The organism is Polaribacter sp. IC066 (assembly GCF_007997085.1).
GTDB lineage: Bacteria > Bacteroidota > Bacteroidia > Flavobacteriales > Flavobacteriaceae > Polaribacter.
In genome coordinates, this window is sequence record NZ_VORR01000001.1 from 78,728 (window position 1) to 95,101 (window position 16,374).

At 31.9% G+C, this 16,374-nt stretch carries 16 protein-coding genes and 1 tRNA gene; 7 read left to right on the top strand and 10 right to left on the bottom strand.

Going from position 1 to position 16,374, the window contains the following annotated elements:
* Positions 1–34: 34 nt before the first annotated feature.
* Positions 35–391 carry a hypothetical protein gene (locus ES044_RS00330; protein WP_147117390.1) on the bottom strand — a complete coding sequence of 119 codons (357 nt, stop codon included), beginning with the start codon at positions 389–391 and terminating at the stop codon, positions 35–37.
* A 180-nt stretch (positions 392–571) separates the two neighbouring features.
* Positions 572–826, bottom strand: coding sequence for a type B 50S ribosomal protein L31 (locus ES044_RS00335; protein WP_147117389.1), 255 nt, complete (start codon positions 824–826; stop codon positions 572–574).
* A 243-nt stretch (positions 827–1,069) separates the two neighbouring features.
* Here ES044_RS00335 and ES044_RS00340 point away from each other — a divergent pair, with 243 nt between their 5' ends.
* Positions 1,070–2,107, top strand: coding sequence for a glutaminyl-peptide cyclotransferase (locus ES044_RS00340; RefSeq protein WP_147117388.1), 1,038 nt, complete (start codon positions 1,070–1,072; stop codon positions 2,105–2,107).
* A 103-nt stretch (positions 2,108–2,210) separates the two neighbouring features.
* The gene (locus ES044_RS00345) at positions 2,211–3,719 is read left to right on the top strand and encodes a hypothetical protein (protein WP_147117387.1); all 1,509 of its coding nucleotides are present in this window, start codon (positions 2,211–2,213) and stop codon (positions 3,717–3,719) included.
* Between the two features lie 408 nt (positions 3,720–4,127).
* Here the strand turns inward: ES044_RS00345 and ES044_RS00350 are convergent, their stop codons facing one another.
* Complete coding sequence (locus ES044_RS00350) at positions 4,128–5,402, bottom strand: metal-dependent hydrolase family protein (RefSeq protein ID WP_147117386.1); 1,275 nt, start codon at positions 5,400–5,402, stop codon at positions 4,128–4,130.
* A 68-nt stretch (positions 5,403–5,470) separates the two neighbouring features.
* Here ES044_RS00350 and ES044_RS00355 point away from each other — a divergent pair, with 68 nt between their 5' ends.
* On the top strand, positions 5,471–6,151 hold the full coding sequence (locus tag ES044_RS00355) for an SDR family NAD(P)-dependent oxidoreductase (RefSeq protein WP_147117385.1): 681 nt from the start codon (positions 5,471–5,473) through the stop codon (positions 6,149–6,151).
* Positions 6,152–6,308: 157 nt separating this feature from the next.
* The gene (locus tag ES044_RS00360) at positions 6,309–6,875 is read left to right on the top strand and encodes a SprT-like domain-containing protein (RefSeq protein WP_147117384.1); all 567 of its coding nucleotides are present in this window, start codon (positions 6,309–6,311) and stop codon (positions 6,873–6,875) included.
* A 48-nt stretch (positions 6,876–6,923) separates the two neighbouring features.
* Here the strand turns inward: ES044_RS00360 and ES044_RS00365 are convergent, their stop codons facing one another.
* The 5 genes from ES044_RS00365 to ES044_RS00385 all read right to left on the bottom strand — a co-directional run bounded on the left by ES044_RS00365 (position 6,924) and on the right by ES044_RS00385 (position 10,726).
* Positions 6,924–8,390, bottom strand: a complete 1,467-nt coding sequence (locus ES044_RS00365; protein ID WP_147117515.1) for a DUF389 domain-containing protein — start codon at positions 8,388–8,390, stop codon at positions 6,924–6,926.
* A gap of 57 nt (positions 8,391–8,447) precedes the next feature.
* Positions 8,448–8,945 carry a CIA30 family protein gene (locus ES044_RS00370; protein ID WP_147117383.1) on the bottom strand — a complete coding sequence of 166 codons (498 nt, stop codon included), beginning with the start codon at positions 8,943–8,945 and terminating at the stop codon, positions 8,448–8,450.
* A gap of 140 nt (positions 8,946–9,085) precedes the next feature.
* Positions 9,086–9,158 (bottom strand) — tRNA-Lys (locus tag ES044_RS00375).
* Positions 9,159–9,217: 59 nt separating this feature from the next.
* Positions 9,218–9,985: an ABC transporter ATP-binding protein gene (locus tag ES044_RS00380; RefSeq protein ID WP_147117382.1), complete on the bottom strand. Its 768-nt coding sequence runs from the start codon at positions 9,983–9,985 to the stop codon at positions 9,218–9,220.
* Positions 9,986–10,726 carry an MlaE family ABC transporter permease gene (locus tag ES044_RS00385; RefSeq protein WP_147117381.1) on the bottom strand — a complete coding sequence of 247 codons (741 nt, stop codon included), beginning with the start codon at positions 10,724–10,726 and terminating at the stop codon, positions 9,986–9,988.
* A gap of 191 nt (positions 10,727–10,917) precedes the next feature.
* Between ES044_RS00385 and ES044_RS00390 the strand changes: the two genes are divergently transcribed.
* Positions 10,918–11,148 carry a hypothetical protein gene (locus ES044_RS00390; protein WP_147117380.1) on the top strand — a complete coding sequence of 77 codons (231 nt, stop codon included), beginning with the start codon at positions 10,918–10,920 and terminating at the stop codon, positions 11,146–11,148.
* Positions 11,149–11,388: 240 nt separating this feature from the next.
* Positions 11,389–12,546, top strand: coding sequence for a T9SS type A sorting domain-containing protein (locus tag ES044_RS00395; RefSeq protein ID WP_147117379.1), 1,158 nt, complete (start codon positions 11,389–11,391; stop codon positions 12,544–12,546).
* A gap of 151 nt (positions 12,547–12,697) precedes the next feature.
* On the opposite strand, the gene ctlX is transcribed toward ES044_RS00395, so the two are convergent.
* Positions 12,698–13,636, bottom strand: coding sequence for a citrulline utilization hydrolase CtlX (gene ctlX / locus ES044_RS00400; RefSeq protein ID WP_147117378.1), 939 nt, complete (start codon positions 13,634–13,636; stop codon positions 12,698–12,700).
* Between the two features lie 399 nt (positions 13,637–14,035).
* Here ctlX and ES044_RS00405 point away from each other — a divergent pair, with 399 nt between their 5' ends.
* Complete coding sequence (locus ES044_RS00405) at positions 14,036–14,983, top strand: fasciclin domain-containing protein (RefSeq protein WP_147117377.1); 948 nt, start codon at positions 14,036–14,038, stop codon at positions 14,981–14,983.
* 445 nt (positions 14,984–15,428) lie between these two features.
* Here ES044_RS00405 and ES044_RS00410 read toward each other — a convergent pair whose 3' ends face one another.
* On the bottom strand, positions 15,429–16,340 hold the full coding sequence (locus ES044_RS00410) for a dimethylarginine dimethylaminohydrolase family protein (protein ID WP_147117376.1): 912 nt from the start codon (positions 16,338–16,340) through the stop codon (positions 15,429–15,431).
* Positions 16,341–16,374 lie beyond the last annotated feature (34 nt).

Genomic DNA, 16,374 nt, shown 5'->3' on the forward strand with positions numbered 1-16,374 from the left:
GGCTTACGTTTAAATTATCTTCAATAAAATATTGCTAAATTTTTTCTCGATTACCTTCAAGCAAACTTAGCAAATGGGCAATTAAAGGAAAATTTCTTGATAAAGGATGTCTGGTTTGTATGCTATCATGAATTGTTATAATGGTTAACAATCCTGAAATAGAGCGTAAAATAATAGCATCCGTTTCTGGAAAAAAATAAACGAATGCACCTATTAAAAGTGCTGCAATTATAAAGATAGAAGTATCGTCTTTCTCATTTTTTAAGCTTGATTTTAAAAGGTTAAAAGTAATCTTATCGCTTGAGGTTTTGCAATTACCTTTGTTTATAGCTGCGTTAAGGATTGCAGTGAAAATCCTTTTTGTGAAGTATGAACAAAAAGATTGTAACAAAAAGCCTGACCTGCAAGGGAACGCCCAAAATATTTTGTAGAAAGCATTGTTGCATAGAAAGTATGATTCTTATAGAAAAATTGGATGTCAAAAAGGAAAGATGATGAAACAAATTCAGCACAAAAAAAACTCCAACAAATACATGTTGGAGTTTTAAATATATTGAAAATTCTAAAAGAGTTAGTCTTTTTTGAATTTTGCGTATTTCGTTTTAAATTTATCGATACGTCCTGCAGCATCAATTAATTTAGATTTACCAGTGTAAAACGGGTGAGATGTTCTTGAAATCTCTAATTTTACTAAAGGATACTCTACACCGTCTACATCTAAAACTTCTTTAGTGTCTACAGTAGAACGTGTTAAAAAAACATCTTCGTTAGACATGTCTTTAAATGCTACCATTCTGTAATTTTCTGGATGAATTCCTTTTTTCATTTTATAATATTTTAAATCTTTAATGTTATGTTTGCAATAAGTAAAGTTGGTAAGATTTTACTTAATCTTCTAAATAGCTAAATATTACTATTTTGAGGATGCAAATCTAGCGATATTTTTTAATTTAAAAATAATTATTTTACTTTTATTTGATATTCTAAAAATATTCTTTAAAAAACGGTTTACATTTGCTTTAAATGATAGGTTTATTGCACTATTGATATCTATTTAAATTAAAAAATAATGAAGAAAATTGCCTTTTTTATAACCATTTTAACCTTATGTGTCTGTTTTGGTTGTAATGAAAATTATAAATTTACGTTAGAGGTTGCAAAAAAAACGACTTTAAACACAAGCATCACCATTAGTTTAACCGAAAAAAATAACAAACCTTTAGATAAAATTCAGTTTTTTATAAACGGACAAGAAATTACCGCTGATGGCAATACTGTAACTATTAAAACAGCTGATTATGGCGTTGGTAAACATCAAGTTTCTGCACTAGCTTTTTACCCCGGAAAAACAAAAAAAATCAATAATTTTTTTGAAGTCTTTGCAGATGTTCCTTACCAAGCCTACACGTATAAAATTATCAATACCTACCCGCATGATACAAAAGCGTACACACAGGGTTTAGAATATTATAACGGGTTTCTTTATGAAACTACCGGCAGAAGAGGCCAATCTACCTTAAGAAAGGTTGATTATAAGACTGGTAAAGTTTTAAAATCTGTAGATTTAGATAAAAAATATTTTGGGGAAGGAATGACCATTTTAAACAATAAAATTTACTGGTTAACCTGGGAAAACAAAAAAGGTTTTGTGTATAATTTAGAAACTTTTGAGCAAGAAAGTAGTTTTGATTATGATAAAAGCGAACAAGGTTGGGGTTTAACCAACAATGGTAGCTTGCTAATTAAGTCTGACGGAACTACAAAAATTTGGTTTTTAGATTCTAATTCAAAAAAAGAAATAAAATACATTCAAGCCTACACCCACAAGCAAAGCATTCCGAAACTGAATGAATTAGAATATATCAACGGAAAAATCTATGCTAATTATTACTTAAAGCCTCTCATTTCGATTATAAATCCTGAAACTGGAGTTGTAGAAGGGATTGTAAATTTATCAGGTTTAAAAAAAGAAATGGAAAAAACTCAAAAACTAGTTACCGATGATGAAGTTTTAAACGGCATTGCTTTTGACAAAGAAAATAACAGATTGTTTGTTACTGGTAAAAACTGGGGGAAACTTTTTGAAATTGAATTGGTTAAGAAATAATAAACCTCTAATTTTAAAGTTCTAGTTAAATAAAATATCTAGCAGGGCGCAATCGAGACTCATTAATTTCTGAACTGCGCACTCATAGAAAGAAAACAAAATTATGCGTTACCTCCTTACTTTTCTTATTTGTATTGCTCTAATTTCGGTAAGTTCTTGCAGAAAAGATTTTTCTACCATCCCTAATTTTGGGAGTTTAGAGTTCTCTAAAGACACCGTTTTTTTAGACACCGTTTTTACCAATATTGGCTCTGCTACTTATAATTTAAAAGTGTACAATAGAGGTACTAAAGCCATTACAATTCCTAAAATTGCGCTAGAAAAAGGCTCTCTTTCTAAATATAGATTAAATGTTGATGGCATTCCGGGTAAGGATTTTAACGACATTAATATTCTTGGTAAAGACAGTATTTTTGTTTTTGTTGAAACCACCATTGATGCTAATAATATTGCAGATCCTTTATACACAGATCGCATTTTGTTTGATACAGGTAGCAATCAGCAAAATGTAGATTTGGTAACTTTGGTACAAGATGCTAATTTTATTTTTCCGGGCAAAGACCCAATAACCATGAAGATTGATAGTTTAACGATTAACGGACAGGCAACCACAATTAAAGGTCGATTTTTAACGGATGCAGAATTAACTATTACCAACACAAAACCAACTGTAATTTATGGGTATGCAGCGGTAGCTGCCAATAAGACTTTAACGATTGAAGCAGGATCTAAAGTTTATTTTCATAGCAACTCTGGCTTAATTATCGACAAAGAAGCTACCTTAAAAGTGAACGGAACTTTAACCGAAAAAGTTACTTTTGAAGGTGATCGACTAGAAAATGGTTTTAGGAATGTTCCAGGACAATGGGGAACCATCTGGATGCGTGCAGGAAGTAAAAATAATGAAGTGCATCACGCACAAATTAAAAACGGAATTATAGGAATTCTTATTGACAGTATTGGGTCTACCTCTACGCCTACTTTAAAACTGCAAAATACAGAAATTTACAATCATTCTAATTTCGGAATTTTAGCAAGAGAAACCAATATTGAAGGCCATAATGTAGTGATTGGTTCTGCGGGTCAGGCCTCTTTGGCAGCAACAATTGGCGGCACTTATAATTTTACACATAGTACTTTTGCTAATTATTGGAATCGTGGCATTCGACAATTACCTGCAGTTTTAGTAAACAATTTCTTTGTGTATAACGATGAAAACGGACAAGAAATTATAGAAACTAGAGATTTAAAAGCAGCTAATTTTACCAATTGTATTTTTGATGGCAACAACAACATTGAATTTATTTTAGATAAAGTTGATGGCGGCCTATTCAAGTATAAAATTAGCAATTGTATGATTTCGTTTACCGACTCAAATAATTCATTTGAAGGTAATGTTGAGTTAGATTTTGAAAACAATACTAATTATAAAAACAATATTTTAAACGGATTTTTAGCTTTTAGAAACTCTAGAAATGAAGATTTTATTATTGGTGAAACTTCAGATGCCATCAACAAAGCAACGCCTACTTCTTTTTCTTTTGATCTTTTAGGAATTGATAGAACTACAAATCCTGATATTGGTGCATACCAACATATTACTTTTGAATAATACCTAAAAAGACCTCATAGGTTAGATACTGAAACAAGTTCAGACATGGAACCCGTGAGGTCTAGAAATTTTTATAAGGTTTAAAACAAGACTTTATTTCCTAGCGGATTATTTTTACACCAGTCTGCCAGCAAGAACATCAAAACTATACCGGTACTCGTTAAAAACGAGCACTAGCCTTGGGCATTTTAGTGTTTTATATTTGATGTGTATTAAATAGTTAGAAATACAAATCTTGATATTAGAGTGTACCAAAGTATTACTTTTGAATACAACTTTAGAAAGACCTCGCAGGTTAGATACTGAAACAAGTTCAGACATGGAGCCTGTGAGGTCAAAAATACTTTTAACTATCAAACAACCCAACTTGAATTTCTGCATGCGCAATCGTACATATACGAAGCAAACTTACTTCTTATAAACAACCCCATTTTTCATCACAAAGACAACGTTTTCCATGGTAGAAATATTTTTGGTAGGATCGTCATTTACGGCAATAATATCTGCAAAAAAACCTTTTTTAACTTGTCCGATTTCGTTTTCCATTTTTAGCAACATGGCATTCGTAATGGTTGCTGATTGAATGGTTTCCATCACTGGCATTCCTGCCTCCACCATAAAGCCAAATTCTTTTCCATTATCGCCATGTCTAAAAACACCAGCATCGGTGCCAAATGCAATTCCGACTCCTTTTTTATACGCCTTGGCAAAGGTTCCTTGAATTTGTGGGCCAACAGCCAACGCTTTAGGAACTACAATAGCAGGATAAAAACCGGCTATTTTCGCCTTCTCTTCCACTTCTTTTCCTGCAGTAATTGTAGGTACTAAATACGCATCGTACTTTTTCATCAACTCCATGGTTACATCACTCATATACGTACCATGCTCTATTGTTTTTACACCACCAATAATAGCTCTTTGCATTCCTTCATCTCCATGCGCGTGTGCGGCAACATGCATTCCGTAATCTTTTGCGGTATCACAAATTGCTTTGATTTCCTCTAGTGTAAATTGCGGATTATCACCAGACTTGGCAACACTTAAAACACCACCAGTAGCCGTAATTTTAATACAATCCGCTCCATTTTTATACCGTTGTCTTACTGCTTTTTTTGCATCTTCAACAGAATTCACAACCCCTTCTTTTGGCCCCGGATCCCCAATTAACTTTCTGCTACTTCCATTTGTAGGATCTGCATGCCCCCCAGTTGTAGCCAGAGATTGCCCCGCGGTAAAAACTCTTGGTCCAGGAATTTTCCCTTGGTCAATAGCATTTCTAATCGAAATATTCACACCCGTTCCGCCTAAATCTCTTACCGTTGTAAAGCCATTTAAAAGCGTGGTTTTTGCAAAACCAACGGAGTTAAAAGCAACATCTGCCTCGTTTAAAATATATTCATTTAATCTTGTGTTTCTATCAAATTCTTGCTCAATATGCACATGCATGTCAATTAAACCTGCCATCACAACTTTGTCTCGTAAATCAATTAAAGTTGCTCCTTTTGGCATGATGTAGCCATCCATAACATCAATGATTTTGTTTTCTTTTACTAAAATTGTTTTCTCTACATCAATGTTTCCTGATTTTGTATCAATCAATTTTCCGCATAAAATATAGGTAGTTTGCGCTGCTAAATTCTGAAAAAGAAAAAGTGCTAAAAAAAGTAATATTGTTTTTTTCATTTGTTGGGTTTTAATTTTTAAATGTATGAAAATTTAAGTAGATTGCTTCTTCAAAATTCTTAATTTAAATGAAAAACATTGTTATTACAGGAACAAGTAGAGGAATTGGCTTTGAACTAGCACAATTATTTGCAAATGCAGGGCACCAAGTTTTAGCAGTTTCTAGAAACACTGCCCCCTTAACGACTGTAAATCACCCAAATATTTCTGTGCTTTCTGTAGATCTTTCTAATCATTCTGATATAAAAAAAGTATCCGATTTTGTTAAAAAAAATTGGAAACAAGTTGATATTTTAATCAATAATGCTGGTAAACTGATCAACAAACCTTTTACAGATTTAACTTCGGATGATTTTTTAGAGGTCTATAAAGTAAATGTTTTTGGCGTTGCAGAATTAACAAAAAATTTAATTCCGTTTTTACAAAAAGGAAGTCATGTAGTAACTATTAGTTCTATAGGCGGTGTTCAAGGAAGCATGAAGTTTCCGGGTTTAGCAGCCTATTCATCCGCCAAAGGCGCGGTAATTACGTTATCAGAATTATTAGCAGAAGAATATAAAGCACAACAAATTGCATTTAATGTTTTAGCACTTGGGGCTGTGCAAACAGAAATGTTAGCAGAAGCTTTTCCTGATTATAAAGCGCCACTTTCTGCCTTAGAGATGGCCGCTTATATCTATGATTTTTCTTTAACAGGAAATAAATTTTATAACGGTAAAGTTTTAGAGGTTTCCTCTACGACTCCGTAAAAAAGAAACCCTCTTAACCTCCCCGAAAGGGAGGAATTGCATGCTCTTTAAATTACATAAATAAAAAACAATAATCATTTCAAACAATAAAAATAATATAGACAAGAGTGAGAGTTCTATCCCTTCGGAAGGTTTAGAATGGGCTTCTTTCATCCCGATGAAAGCGATTCCGTTTGTTCAATATTTAATTGATGCACATTCTTTTGATTTATTGATAGTAAATCAGCGACAAACAAAACATGGCGATTTTAGAAAATTACCAAATGGCAGATTTCAAATAACGGTTAATAACAACCTCAACAAACATCAATTTTTATTAACCTTGGTGCATGAAATAGCACATCATGTAACGCATCAAAAATTCGGAAGAGTGCAACCTCATGGCCAAGAATGGAAAGCTGTTTTTCAGCATTTAATGTTGCCTTTTTTACAGCTTGAAATTTACCCGAAAGAGATGATTTCGCATTTAGCACATTATTTAAAAAACCCAAAGGCAAGCACAGATTCTGATGTTAGGCTGTCTTTAGCGTTGCGTGGTAATACCGCAGAAGAGGGTAAAAAATTTATTTTCGCTCTGAATGTTGGCAATTTATTTATCTTTAAAAATGTTATTTACAAAAGAGGAAACAAACGCAGAACGAGAATAGAATGTATGAATATGAACAATAAAAAGGTGTATTTATTCAATCAAAATGTGGAAGTAAAGTTATTTGAGCAAGAATAGTTATGACATCTCACCTCCACATTTTCATAAACCTAAAAAATAAGTTGGCTATTTTTCTCGCTTTATAAAGAGCGTATCTAAACTCAATTCTTTTTGCAACCAAGCTCTTAACTCTCTTTCTTTTGGGGCAATAATACTATCTGTCATTCTAGCATTCCATTTAATAGTTGCCACCGGAATCGTATCAATTTTTATAAAATCTTTAGAAGACAAAAAGTTTGCAAATCCTATTTGCTGAATATCAGCATATCTAATTTTAGCATCTTTGGCAATTGTACTAAAAGCAATTATATTTTGATTTTTATTTAAAGCGTCTTGCTCTATTCTTCTATTTAATGAAGATATTGTTTCTTGTAAATCTATAATTTGCTTTTCTAGATCTGCGATAGTATTTTTAGTCTCTTGTAATTCCTCTCGTTTCTCTTTATAAGCTGTTGTTATAATCTCAAAGCTTTTGGTATCACTTCCCTTAATCTCTAATTTAAATTCTTTTAAACTGCTATAAAAAACATTATGAGTTAGCTCATTATTCAAATCGTTATAAGTTGCATCGGTCACTTCATTAAAGAAATTAAGTTTTAATGTTTTTCTTTCGATATTAGGATCGTAATCGATTAAAGTTAACGATTGATTCGTTTTAATTTCGGTTTTTATAAAATTCTCAATTTCATTTTTTATTTGATTTTCTTTAAAAACATTTATAAATGTAAAAATTGCAGGAATCATTACTGCGAAACCTACAACCGTTGCAATGGTAGAATATCGTTTTCTTTTTGCTGCGTTTGCATATTTATGCATCGGAAAACGCAATAATTTTAAAACTAAAAAAGTAGCTAAAGCAATAAATATAGTGTTGATTGTGAACAGATACATGGCCCCTATAAAGTAAGAAAAGTTACCTTTTGCCAATCCGTACCCCGCTGTACACAATGGCGGCATTAAGGCCGTTGCAATTGCCACACCAAAAATTACCGAGGCTATGGTCCCTTTTTTAGTTCTAGCAACCATAAGCGCTAAACCACCAAAGAACGCAATTAAAACGTCTCTAATATCTGGACTTACGCGCCCTAAAAGTTCTGAATTATCTTCACTTAACGGAAAGAAATAAAAGAATAAAAATGATGCAAACAAACTTAGTCCAATCATGGTACCAAGGTTTATTAACGACTTTTTAAATGTTTCAATGTCATTTAAAGCAAAAGACATTCCGATTCCTAAAATTGGCCCCATTAAAGGTGATATTAACATGGCACCAATAACAACTGCAGTAGAATTTGCATTTAAACCAATAGAGGCTACAAAGACAGCAAAAATTAAAATCCAAGCAGTTGCTCCTTTAAACGGAATATCTGCTTTTATGGCCTCTATAGTAGCTTCGTGATCTGTATCATGTCTAAAGTCAAAGAGATCTATTAGAAACTGTTTAATACTCTCAAACAACCCCCTAGCATCTTTCTGAACATTTTGTTTAGAATTTTCTTTAGAACTTATATTTTTTTGCGCGTCTTCCTCCATCATTTTTTATAAATAACCATGGAAAGATACAAAAAAGTATTGCTATTTTTAGCAGTTTTACTCTAGATAAATTTCATCAATTTCTAACATAAAGCGCTGTTCTTTTTTATTGCCGATAAGAATTGCTATTTCTTCAATTATTTCTGATGAAAAATTATCCATGGCCAACTTCCGTCCTCTAAAAGCAGGATACATTTCTGATAAATTAATCTCTATAAGCTCCCATTCTTTAGAGGTATTAAAAGTTTTTATATAAGAATAAAAATTTCTATAACTATCTTTTACTCTAAATTGATATGGATTTCCGTCTCCTTTTACCTTTAGAACTACTTTTGTGTACGATGCAACTTTTATTTCTTTAAATTGATATCTTAAAGAAGAAAAGCCTCCATTATTTTCTAGAGAAACTTCTCCAGAAAAAAGACCATTCCCGTTTTCGTTTACTTTAAAAGTACCTTGAGACCTTCCACCCATAACAACATCATCTACCACCTTCCACGAAGAAATATTAGAGTCTTTAGAAAAATCAAAAATTGTATGATTAGGAGTATTCATAAAAAATAGAATTAAGATGAAATAAGATACGATGTTCATTTATTTTAAAAATAGATTAAAACAAAAGTAAAATATTTTTTCTGAAGCTTTGTTAAAAACGAAAAAACTCTGCAAAATATGCAGAGTTTTCTCATTCAATGTGACCGGGCTGGGGCTCGAACCCAGGACCCTCTCCTTAAAAGGGAGATGCTCTACCAACTGAGCTACCAGGTCAATCTTTTTCCTTACGGGCTGCAAATATACACCTTATTTACAATAAACCAAACATTTTTTTATTTAGTTTCATTTAAATATGCCTCTCTTACTTTTTTAAATAAATTAGATGAATACACAAAATCGACAACAGCTTCATTATCAGTCTTAAACATATCTTCACTACTACCTTCCCATTCTTTTCTTCCATCTTTTAAAAAAATAATTTTTTCTCCAATTTCCATTACAGAATTCATATCATGGGTATTTATTACCGTTGTAATTTGATATTCGTCTGTAATTTCTTGAATTAGATTATCAATTACGGTTGCTGTTTGTGGGTCTAAACCCGAATTTGGCTCATCACAAAACAAATATTTAGGTTTCATAACAATTGCCCGAGCAATTGCTACTCTTTTTTGCATTCCGCCAGATAACTCTGCTGGCAGTTTGTCATTCGAGTCTTCTAGATTTACTCGATTTAAAACGAAATTTACGCGCTCTAACATTGTTTGATAAGATTGCTCGGTAAACATTTTTAAAGGAAACATCACATTTTCTTCTACGGTTTGCGAATCAAATAAAGCGCTGCCCTGAAAAACCATGCCAATTTCTTGCCTCCATTGTCTTTTCTGTTCTATTGAAAATTCTGTATTTATTTTTCCATCAAAAGAAATACTGCCTCCTTCTGGCTTATGCAAACCTATTAAAGATTTTAAAAAAACAGTTTTTCCGGCACCACTTTGCCCAATAATTAGGTTTGTTTTACCGGCATGAAATGTAGTTGAAATTCCTTTTAAAACTTGAACATCACCAAAACCTTTGCGTAAATCTTTTACTTCTATCATCTATGTTAGCAACATTTGAGTTAATAAATAATTGGCAATTACAATTAAAATGGTGGTCCAAACTACTGCTTGTGTACTTGCTTTACCAACCGCAATAGAACCTCCTTTTACATAATACCCGTGATATGAAGGCACCGTAGAGATTAAAAAAGCAAAAACGAGTGTTTTAATCACTGCATATACTACAAAAAAGGGCTTAAAATCTGTTCGTAAACCTTCTATATAATCTACACCACTAAATAGACCAGAAAAAACACCGGCCAACCAGCCTCCAAAAATACCAATACACATACCAAGTATAATTAGAAAAGGATAAAAGAAAACTGTAGCAATTACTTTTGGTAACACTAAATAATTTAGAGAATTTATACCCATAACATCTAATGCATCAATTTGTTCTGTAACCTTCATCGTACCAATACTAGAGGTAATATAAGAGCCTACTTTACCAGCTAAAATAATGGAACAAAATGTTGGTGCAAACTCGAGTATAATGGATCTTTTTGCAGCAAACCCAATCAATGATTTCGGAATAAATGCACCATCTAAATTTAAAGCTGTTTGCAAAGCGATGACGCCACCTATAAAAAAGGAAATAAACATGATAATGCCTAAAGACTTTAAACCAAGCTCTTCGATTTCTCTGAATAATGCTTCGTAAAAAACTTTTCCTTTTTGAGGTCTTTTAAAAACCTCCTTTAACATTATAAAATATTTACCTACGTGTTCTATGTAATTCAATAGCTGTATTTTCGGCTAAATTAATAAATAACATTTACACAATGTAAAATAAGCGCAATCAAAATAAAAATTAATTACTTTTAATGCAATTAGCATCATAATACGCTCATAAAAAATAGTTTGTTTTACGCATTCTTGCTTCCTTTTGTACTTTAGGCTGCACTCCTCAAAAAATAAAGCAAACACGTGTAATGGGTATTATTATTGACCAAATGCGCTGTGATTATTTAACTCTATTTTCTGACAGGGATGCAGAAAACGGTTTTAAAAGATTGATAAATGATGAGTTTTCAATTGAAAACAAAAACTACAACAATAGTCCGGTAAGTAAAGCGATAACTGCCAGAGCTCTGCAAACTACAAAATTTACAGATGGTATTATGAACTCTTTACAAAACGGATACCATCAAAATTTCTGGTGATGTGCCTTTACGCCCTAACTTATAGCTTTAATAATTGTTAGAACCGCGACCTCTCTAAGCGCTGTTTATCCTTATGGCACTCATATTCCTATGTTATTTTATGGTATTAAAGTTTAAAAAAAGGATTTCTTAAAATGTTATAATAATAGTTATATTGCGCCAACCATGGCAAATACCTTGCAAATAGAGCCAACAAATTCATCAACCAAAAAATTATTGACCAAGCTTTAAAAAAAACTTATGGTAAAATTTATAGGAATTTTTTGTTGTATCATTTTTACGTTCAGCCCTTTTTTAGGACAATCACAAATTAAAGATTTTAAAGAAAAATTTGAGCTTCCGTCAGCAGTAAAAGAAACCTCTGGACTATTGATGATAAATGGCAAAATAATAACGCACAATGATAAAGGTGATGCTGCAAACTTATATGAAATTGATAGTTTAACAGGTAAACTGCTAAGGACTATTCAGATTACAAATGCTACAAATGAAGATTGGGAAGATCTTGCAGAAGATGAAGAGCATATTTATATTGGCGATTTTGGTAACAATAACGGCAACAGAACAAATTTAAGAATTTATAAGATTTTAAAATCAGACTTTAAAAATAGTACAGCTGTTACTGCCAAAAGAATTTCGTTTGGGTATGAAGATCAAATTAATTTCTCGAACCAAACAAATAATCACAATTTTGATGCTGAAGCACTCGTTGTTTACAATAATGATCTTTTAATTTTTACAAAAAACAGAAAAGATTTTAAAACAAATGTTTATAAAATACCAAAAGAATCAGGTGGCTATTCTGCTAAAAAAATTAGCTCTGCAAATGTTAGAGGGTTAATTACAGGTGCTACCTATAACAAAGAAGACAATAGTTTTTTTCTATGTGGTTATAGTTCAAATACAATTCCGTTTTTAATATATATTAACGAAAACAGGGCCGCTGGTGACGCTATTTTTTCTGATGGTTTTTTAAAAATATCGTTACAAAATGAACTTGGTCAAGGTAGCCAAATTGAAGGCATTACGAATTTTAATGGCGGCGGTAATTATTATTTATCTAGAGAATTTTCTAACGATACTACTGGAGATAATCAGTCTAGATTTCAACAAAAGTTATTTCAATTTTATGATGAATCAAATCCTATTTTATCTGCTATAGAAAATACTTTTACAGACATTTCTATGTATCCAAACCCAACAAAAAACACCATTACAATCGATACAACAGCGCCCTTAAAAGCCATCAGTATCATTAATCAAATAGGCAAAGAAGTTTTTAAAAGCACTGCAAACGAGCATCAAATTGATATTTCTTATTTAACTAAAGGAATTTATTTTATTCGAGTAGAAATAAATGCCACAAAAAGCTTTTTCAAGAAGATAGTTAAGATTTAAAACAGCAGATTTGTATATAGAAAACGCAAAAAACTTTGTTTTTATTGTATGCTTGAACAACTATTTTAAAGCTTCTTTTAATGACAGTTTTAAGCAGCACATAATTACTTTTTAAAACTTTAAAAAATAATTATGTGCCTTTAAAAGCAGATTATACACTAACTTTTGGCAAAAACACTTCTGCCATCATGCAACGTGCACTTCCTCCGCCACAAGTTTCTATGGTATTTAAAGAACTAGAAATAATTTTACAGTGATTGTTAATTTGTGCTTTTTGACTTAAAGTTAAACTATCAAGAGCCGTTTGACTCATAATTAAAAACAACTCGTCTTTATTATTACGAACTTGTAACATATTGCCAGCAAAATTATTTACCTGCTCTTCTGTGATATCGATTACTTTTTTACCATCTTCTTTTAAATGTTTTAACAGATTTTTACGGTCTTTTTTATCGTCTATAGAAGACAAACAAACTACTGCAAAAGTTTCTGCAACGCACATCATTACGTTGGTATGGTATATAGCTACTCTTTTATTCTTTACTGTTTGATTTGCCGTAAAAACAACAGGCGTGTACTCAAAATCTTCGCAAAACTCTATAAATAAATCTTCGTCTGCTCTAGGAGATAAGGCACAATATGCTTTTTTATGCACTCTATCTAAAATCATACTTCCTGTAGCTTCTAAAAAGATATTTTCTTCTTCTGCAGAAGTATAATCAACAACATTATCGATAAGAAAACCATGCTTTTCTAGCGTTTGTAAGATATCATCTCTTCGCTCTGAGCGTCTATTTTCTGCAAACATTGGATAAATTCCGACAGTACCATCTTGATGAAAAGAAATCCAATTATTAGGAAAAATGGAATCTGGTGTATCAAATTCAGTTGTATCAGAAATAACGACTACGTTAATATCGAAACTTCGCAATTTTTCTACATACGTATCAAACTCTTTTTGCGCCTTTTCATTTATTTCAGAATTTTTAAGCTCCAAATTTCCTTGATAATAATTATTTACGGCAGTTTGCTCATTCATCCTAAAGTTTATAGGACGAATCATTAAAATTGTATTAGTGGTTTGTTGCATAAATTATTTATATATGACAAAATTATCGCTTTTTATGATCATATTCATAATTAACCGTAAAAGATAATTCGTTCTTACTAAAATAAATATTTTTTAAAAAAATGTATTCATAATACTATGTTCAAAATCTTATACCCTTTCAGCTAAACGATTTTACTCGTATACTGCTAAAATAACAGCACGCTATTTAAATGTTTAAAAGCCAAAACCTGACTTTTAAATTTTTAATGACAAATAAACATTCTGATAAAGGCTCTTTTAATGGAAACCTAGAGCCAGTGTGCGTAAAATTATTTTCGTTAAAATTAACTTTGTTTAAGTTCTTTTAAGTTTTACTTAACAAAATACTGTTTTTTAAAAATCTAAATTTGTTGTAATAAACCCTTTAAAATGAATCAAATGAAAATTATAAAAAAACTATTACCCATTTTAATTTTAACTTTTTTTTTTCAGTCATGTAATAACGATGATGACAATGCAGTTGTTCTTCAAACAAACACGATTGTAGATGTAGCCATTAATAACAACTTAACAATTTTAGCTACTGCCGTAACAAGGGCGGGTTTAGCAACTACGCTATCTGAAGAAGGAAATTATACTGTTTTTGCCCCAACTAACGCTGCTTTTAATAAATTTTTAGAGTCTGATACAAGATGGACTACTATTAACGATGTACCTGTGGAAACTTTAAAATCTGTGTTGCTTTTTCATACTTTAAACGCTAAAGTGATGTCGGGAAGTTTAACCAATACGTATGTAAACACTTTATCTACAGGACCCAATGCAGAGCCTTTATCTTTAAAAGTACAAGTAACAGGTGGTGTTCAATTTAATGGAGATGCAGAAGCGACACCGGTTACTGTTGATGTTGAAGCTAGTAATGGTATTGTACACGTTATTAATAAGGTAATGATGCCACCAAGTGTTGTAACGTTAGCGTTAAGCAATAATAATTTCACAAGTTTGGTTGCCGCACTAACCAGAGCAGATTTAACTACTGATTTTTTAAATGTATTATCGCAACCCGGACCGTACACAATATTTGCACCAACAAATGACGCTTTTAACAAATTGTTAGCGTCTAATACTGCTTGGACTACTTTGGCAGATATTCCTGCAGAAACTTTAGAAGCCGTACTTTTATACCACGTTATTAGTGGCGGCAATGTGCAAGCAGATCAGTTATTTAACGGACCTGTTGCAACACTTGGAGGCAAAATTACGATTGATATAACAAACGGAGCTCAAATAGTAACTTCTAGTGATCAAACCGTAACGATTGCTCTTACAGATGTACAAGGAACTAATGGAGTAATTCACGTTATTAATACGGTTCTATTACCGTAATAAACTTAAATGAACAACCTCGAGGCAGAGCCGTTGAGGTATCAAAAAAGAATAATCTTTTAATATTTCGACACAGAACGTCGAGGTATTAATCCCAAAATCCTTCTAAATACTGACACAAGCCTACTTACCTGGCGAGCAGTTCAACTTACAATTTTGAAATTATAGCTTGGCTATTTTTCCAAATTAAGTTGCACTAATAAATAAGAAAAAAAAAAGCTGTTTATCGCAGCTTTTTTTTTCCTAAACATCCTCAAAGGAAACTATCGAGGCGTCAAAAAAGAATATATTTTTAATATTTTAACGCAGCGAATCTGAATACTAAACCTAAACTCTGCTAAAGACCAAAACAAGTTCACCATAACAAAAAAGATTAGTTTAACTCAACTTTTTGAATTGAAAGCTTCGCTATTTTTAAAATTGCGTTTCACTGCATAAAGTGTTTTTAATCTCTAATTAAAGGCATTGTAGAGCAGCGCAACAAACCCTCTTGTTTTGCAATTTGTGTATAAGAAACTTCTTCTACTGTAAAACCATTTGTACGCAACCAAGTGTTTAACCTGGTAAAGCTTTTTTCTGAAATAATTACGCTTTCAGAAATTGAAAACACATTACTATTCATGTTATACATTTCATCTTTTGTAATTTCAAATACATTTTCTTTTCCGAAGAAATTTAACAACCACTCATACTCACTTTCAATAAGAAATCCGTTTTTATGCAAAATAGCTTTATCTTTCCCTATCGGCTGAAAACAGCAATCTAAATGTAAGGCGTTCTCTTTAGGCATTTTAGACTTCCTTAACTCAAAGGGCTTCACTATTTTATGAGGAAATAATTTTTGTATCGCTTTTACAGCTTCTATATTTGTGCGCGCTGTAATATAGTTAGAATAGTCTTCACCTGTGTAAGTACCTATAAAAATATACTCATTCCAAGGCATTATATCCCCACCTTCTACGTGGCATTCTTCTGGTAATTGAATTAGGTTTTCTGGATGAATTTGCTCTAAAACATGATGTATTGCCAGGTACTCTTTTTCTCTATCAGGTAAAATATTTGCTTTGATTAATTTATCTTCAATTACAAAAGCAATATCCCTAGAAAATATTTGATTATAGTTCTCAATAATTTCAGGTCTAAAAACACTGATGTCATATTTTTCGAAAATTTTAGCGACTGCTTCCATTTCAGGAATCATATCTTCTTCCTTCGGATAGGTGCCTGCCAAAACATGTTGTAAGCTTTTAGGGTCATAGCATTCTTTTGGTTGCGGAACTGCTCCATTGCTATTCGCTATTCCCAAAATTACAGCCCTTAATCTAGCTGTCTCATTTTTAACATTAAGTTCTAACATATTCTTAAATTTATAAAAAAAGCCTCATAAAATA

Coding starts and splice junctions, on each gene's coding strand:
- ES044_RS00335 (WP_147117389.1), bottom strand. CDS start 826: ATGAAAAAAGGAATTCATCCAGAAAATTACAGAATGGTAGCATTTAAA.
- ES044_RS00340 (WP_147117388.1), top strand. CDS start 1,070: ATGAAGAAAATTGCCTTTTTTATAACCATTTTAACCTTATGTGTCTGT.
- ES044_RS00345 (WP_147117387.1), top strand. CDS start 2,211: ATGCGTTACCTCCTTACTTTTCTTATTTGTATTGCTCTAATTTCGGTA.
- ES044_RS00350 (WP_147117386.1), bottom strand. CDS start 5,402: ATGAAAAAAACAATATTACTTTTTTTAGCACTTTTTCTTTTTCAGAAT.
- ES044_RS00355 (WP_147117385.1), top strand. CDS start 5,471: ATGAAAAACATTGTTATTACAGGAACAAGTAGAGGAATTGGCTTTGAA.
- ES044_RS00360 (WP_147117384.1), top strand. CDS start 6,309: ATGAAAGCGATTCCGTTTGTTCAATATTTAATTGATGCACATTCTTTT.
- ES044_RS00365 (WP_147117515.1), bottom strand. CDS start 8,390: ATGGAGGAAGACGCGCAAAAAAATATAAGTTCTAAAGAAAATTCTAAA.
- ES044_RS00370 (WP_147117383.1), bottom strand. CDS start 8,945: ATGAATACTCCTAATCATACAATTTTTGATTTTTCTAAAGACTCTAAT.
- ES044_RS00380 (WP_147117382.1), bottom strand. CDS start 9,985: ATGATAGAAGTAAAAGATTTACGCAAAGGTTTTGGTGATGTTCAAGTT.
- ES044_RS00390 (WP_147117380.1), top strand. CDS start 10,918: ATGGGTATTATTATTGACCAAATGCGCTGTGATTATTTAACTCTATTT.
- ES044_RS00395 (WP_147117379.1), top strand. CDS start 11,389: ATGGTAAAATTTATAGGAATTTTTTGTTGTATCATTTTTACGTTCAGC.
- ctlX (WP_147117378.1), bottom strand. CDS start 13,636: ATGCAACAAACCACTAATACAATTTTAATGATTCGTCCTATAAACTTT.
- ES044_RS00405 (WP_147117377.1), top strand. CDS start 14,036: ATGAAAATTATAAAAAAACTATTACCCATTTTAATTTTAACTTTTTTT.
- ES044_RS00410 (WP_147117376.1), bottom strand. CDS start 16,340: ATGTTAGAACTTAATGTTAAAAATGAGACAGCTAGATTAAGGGCTGTA.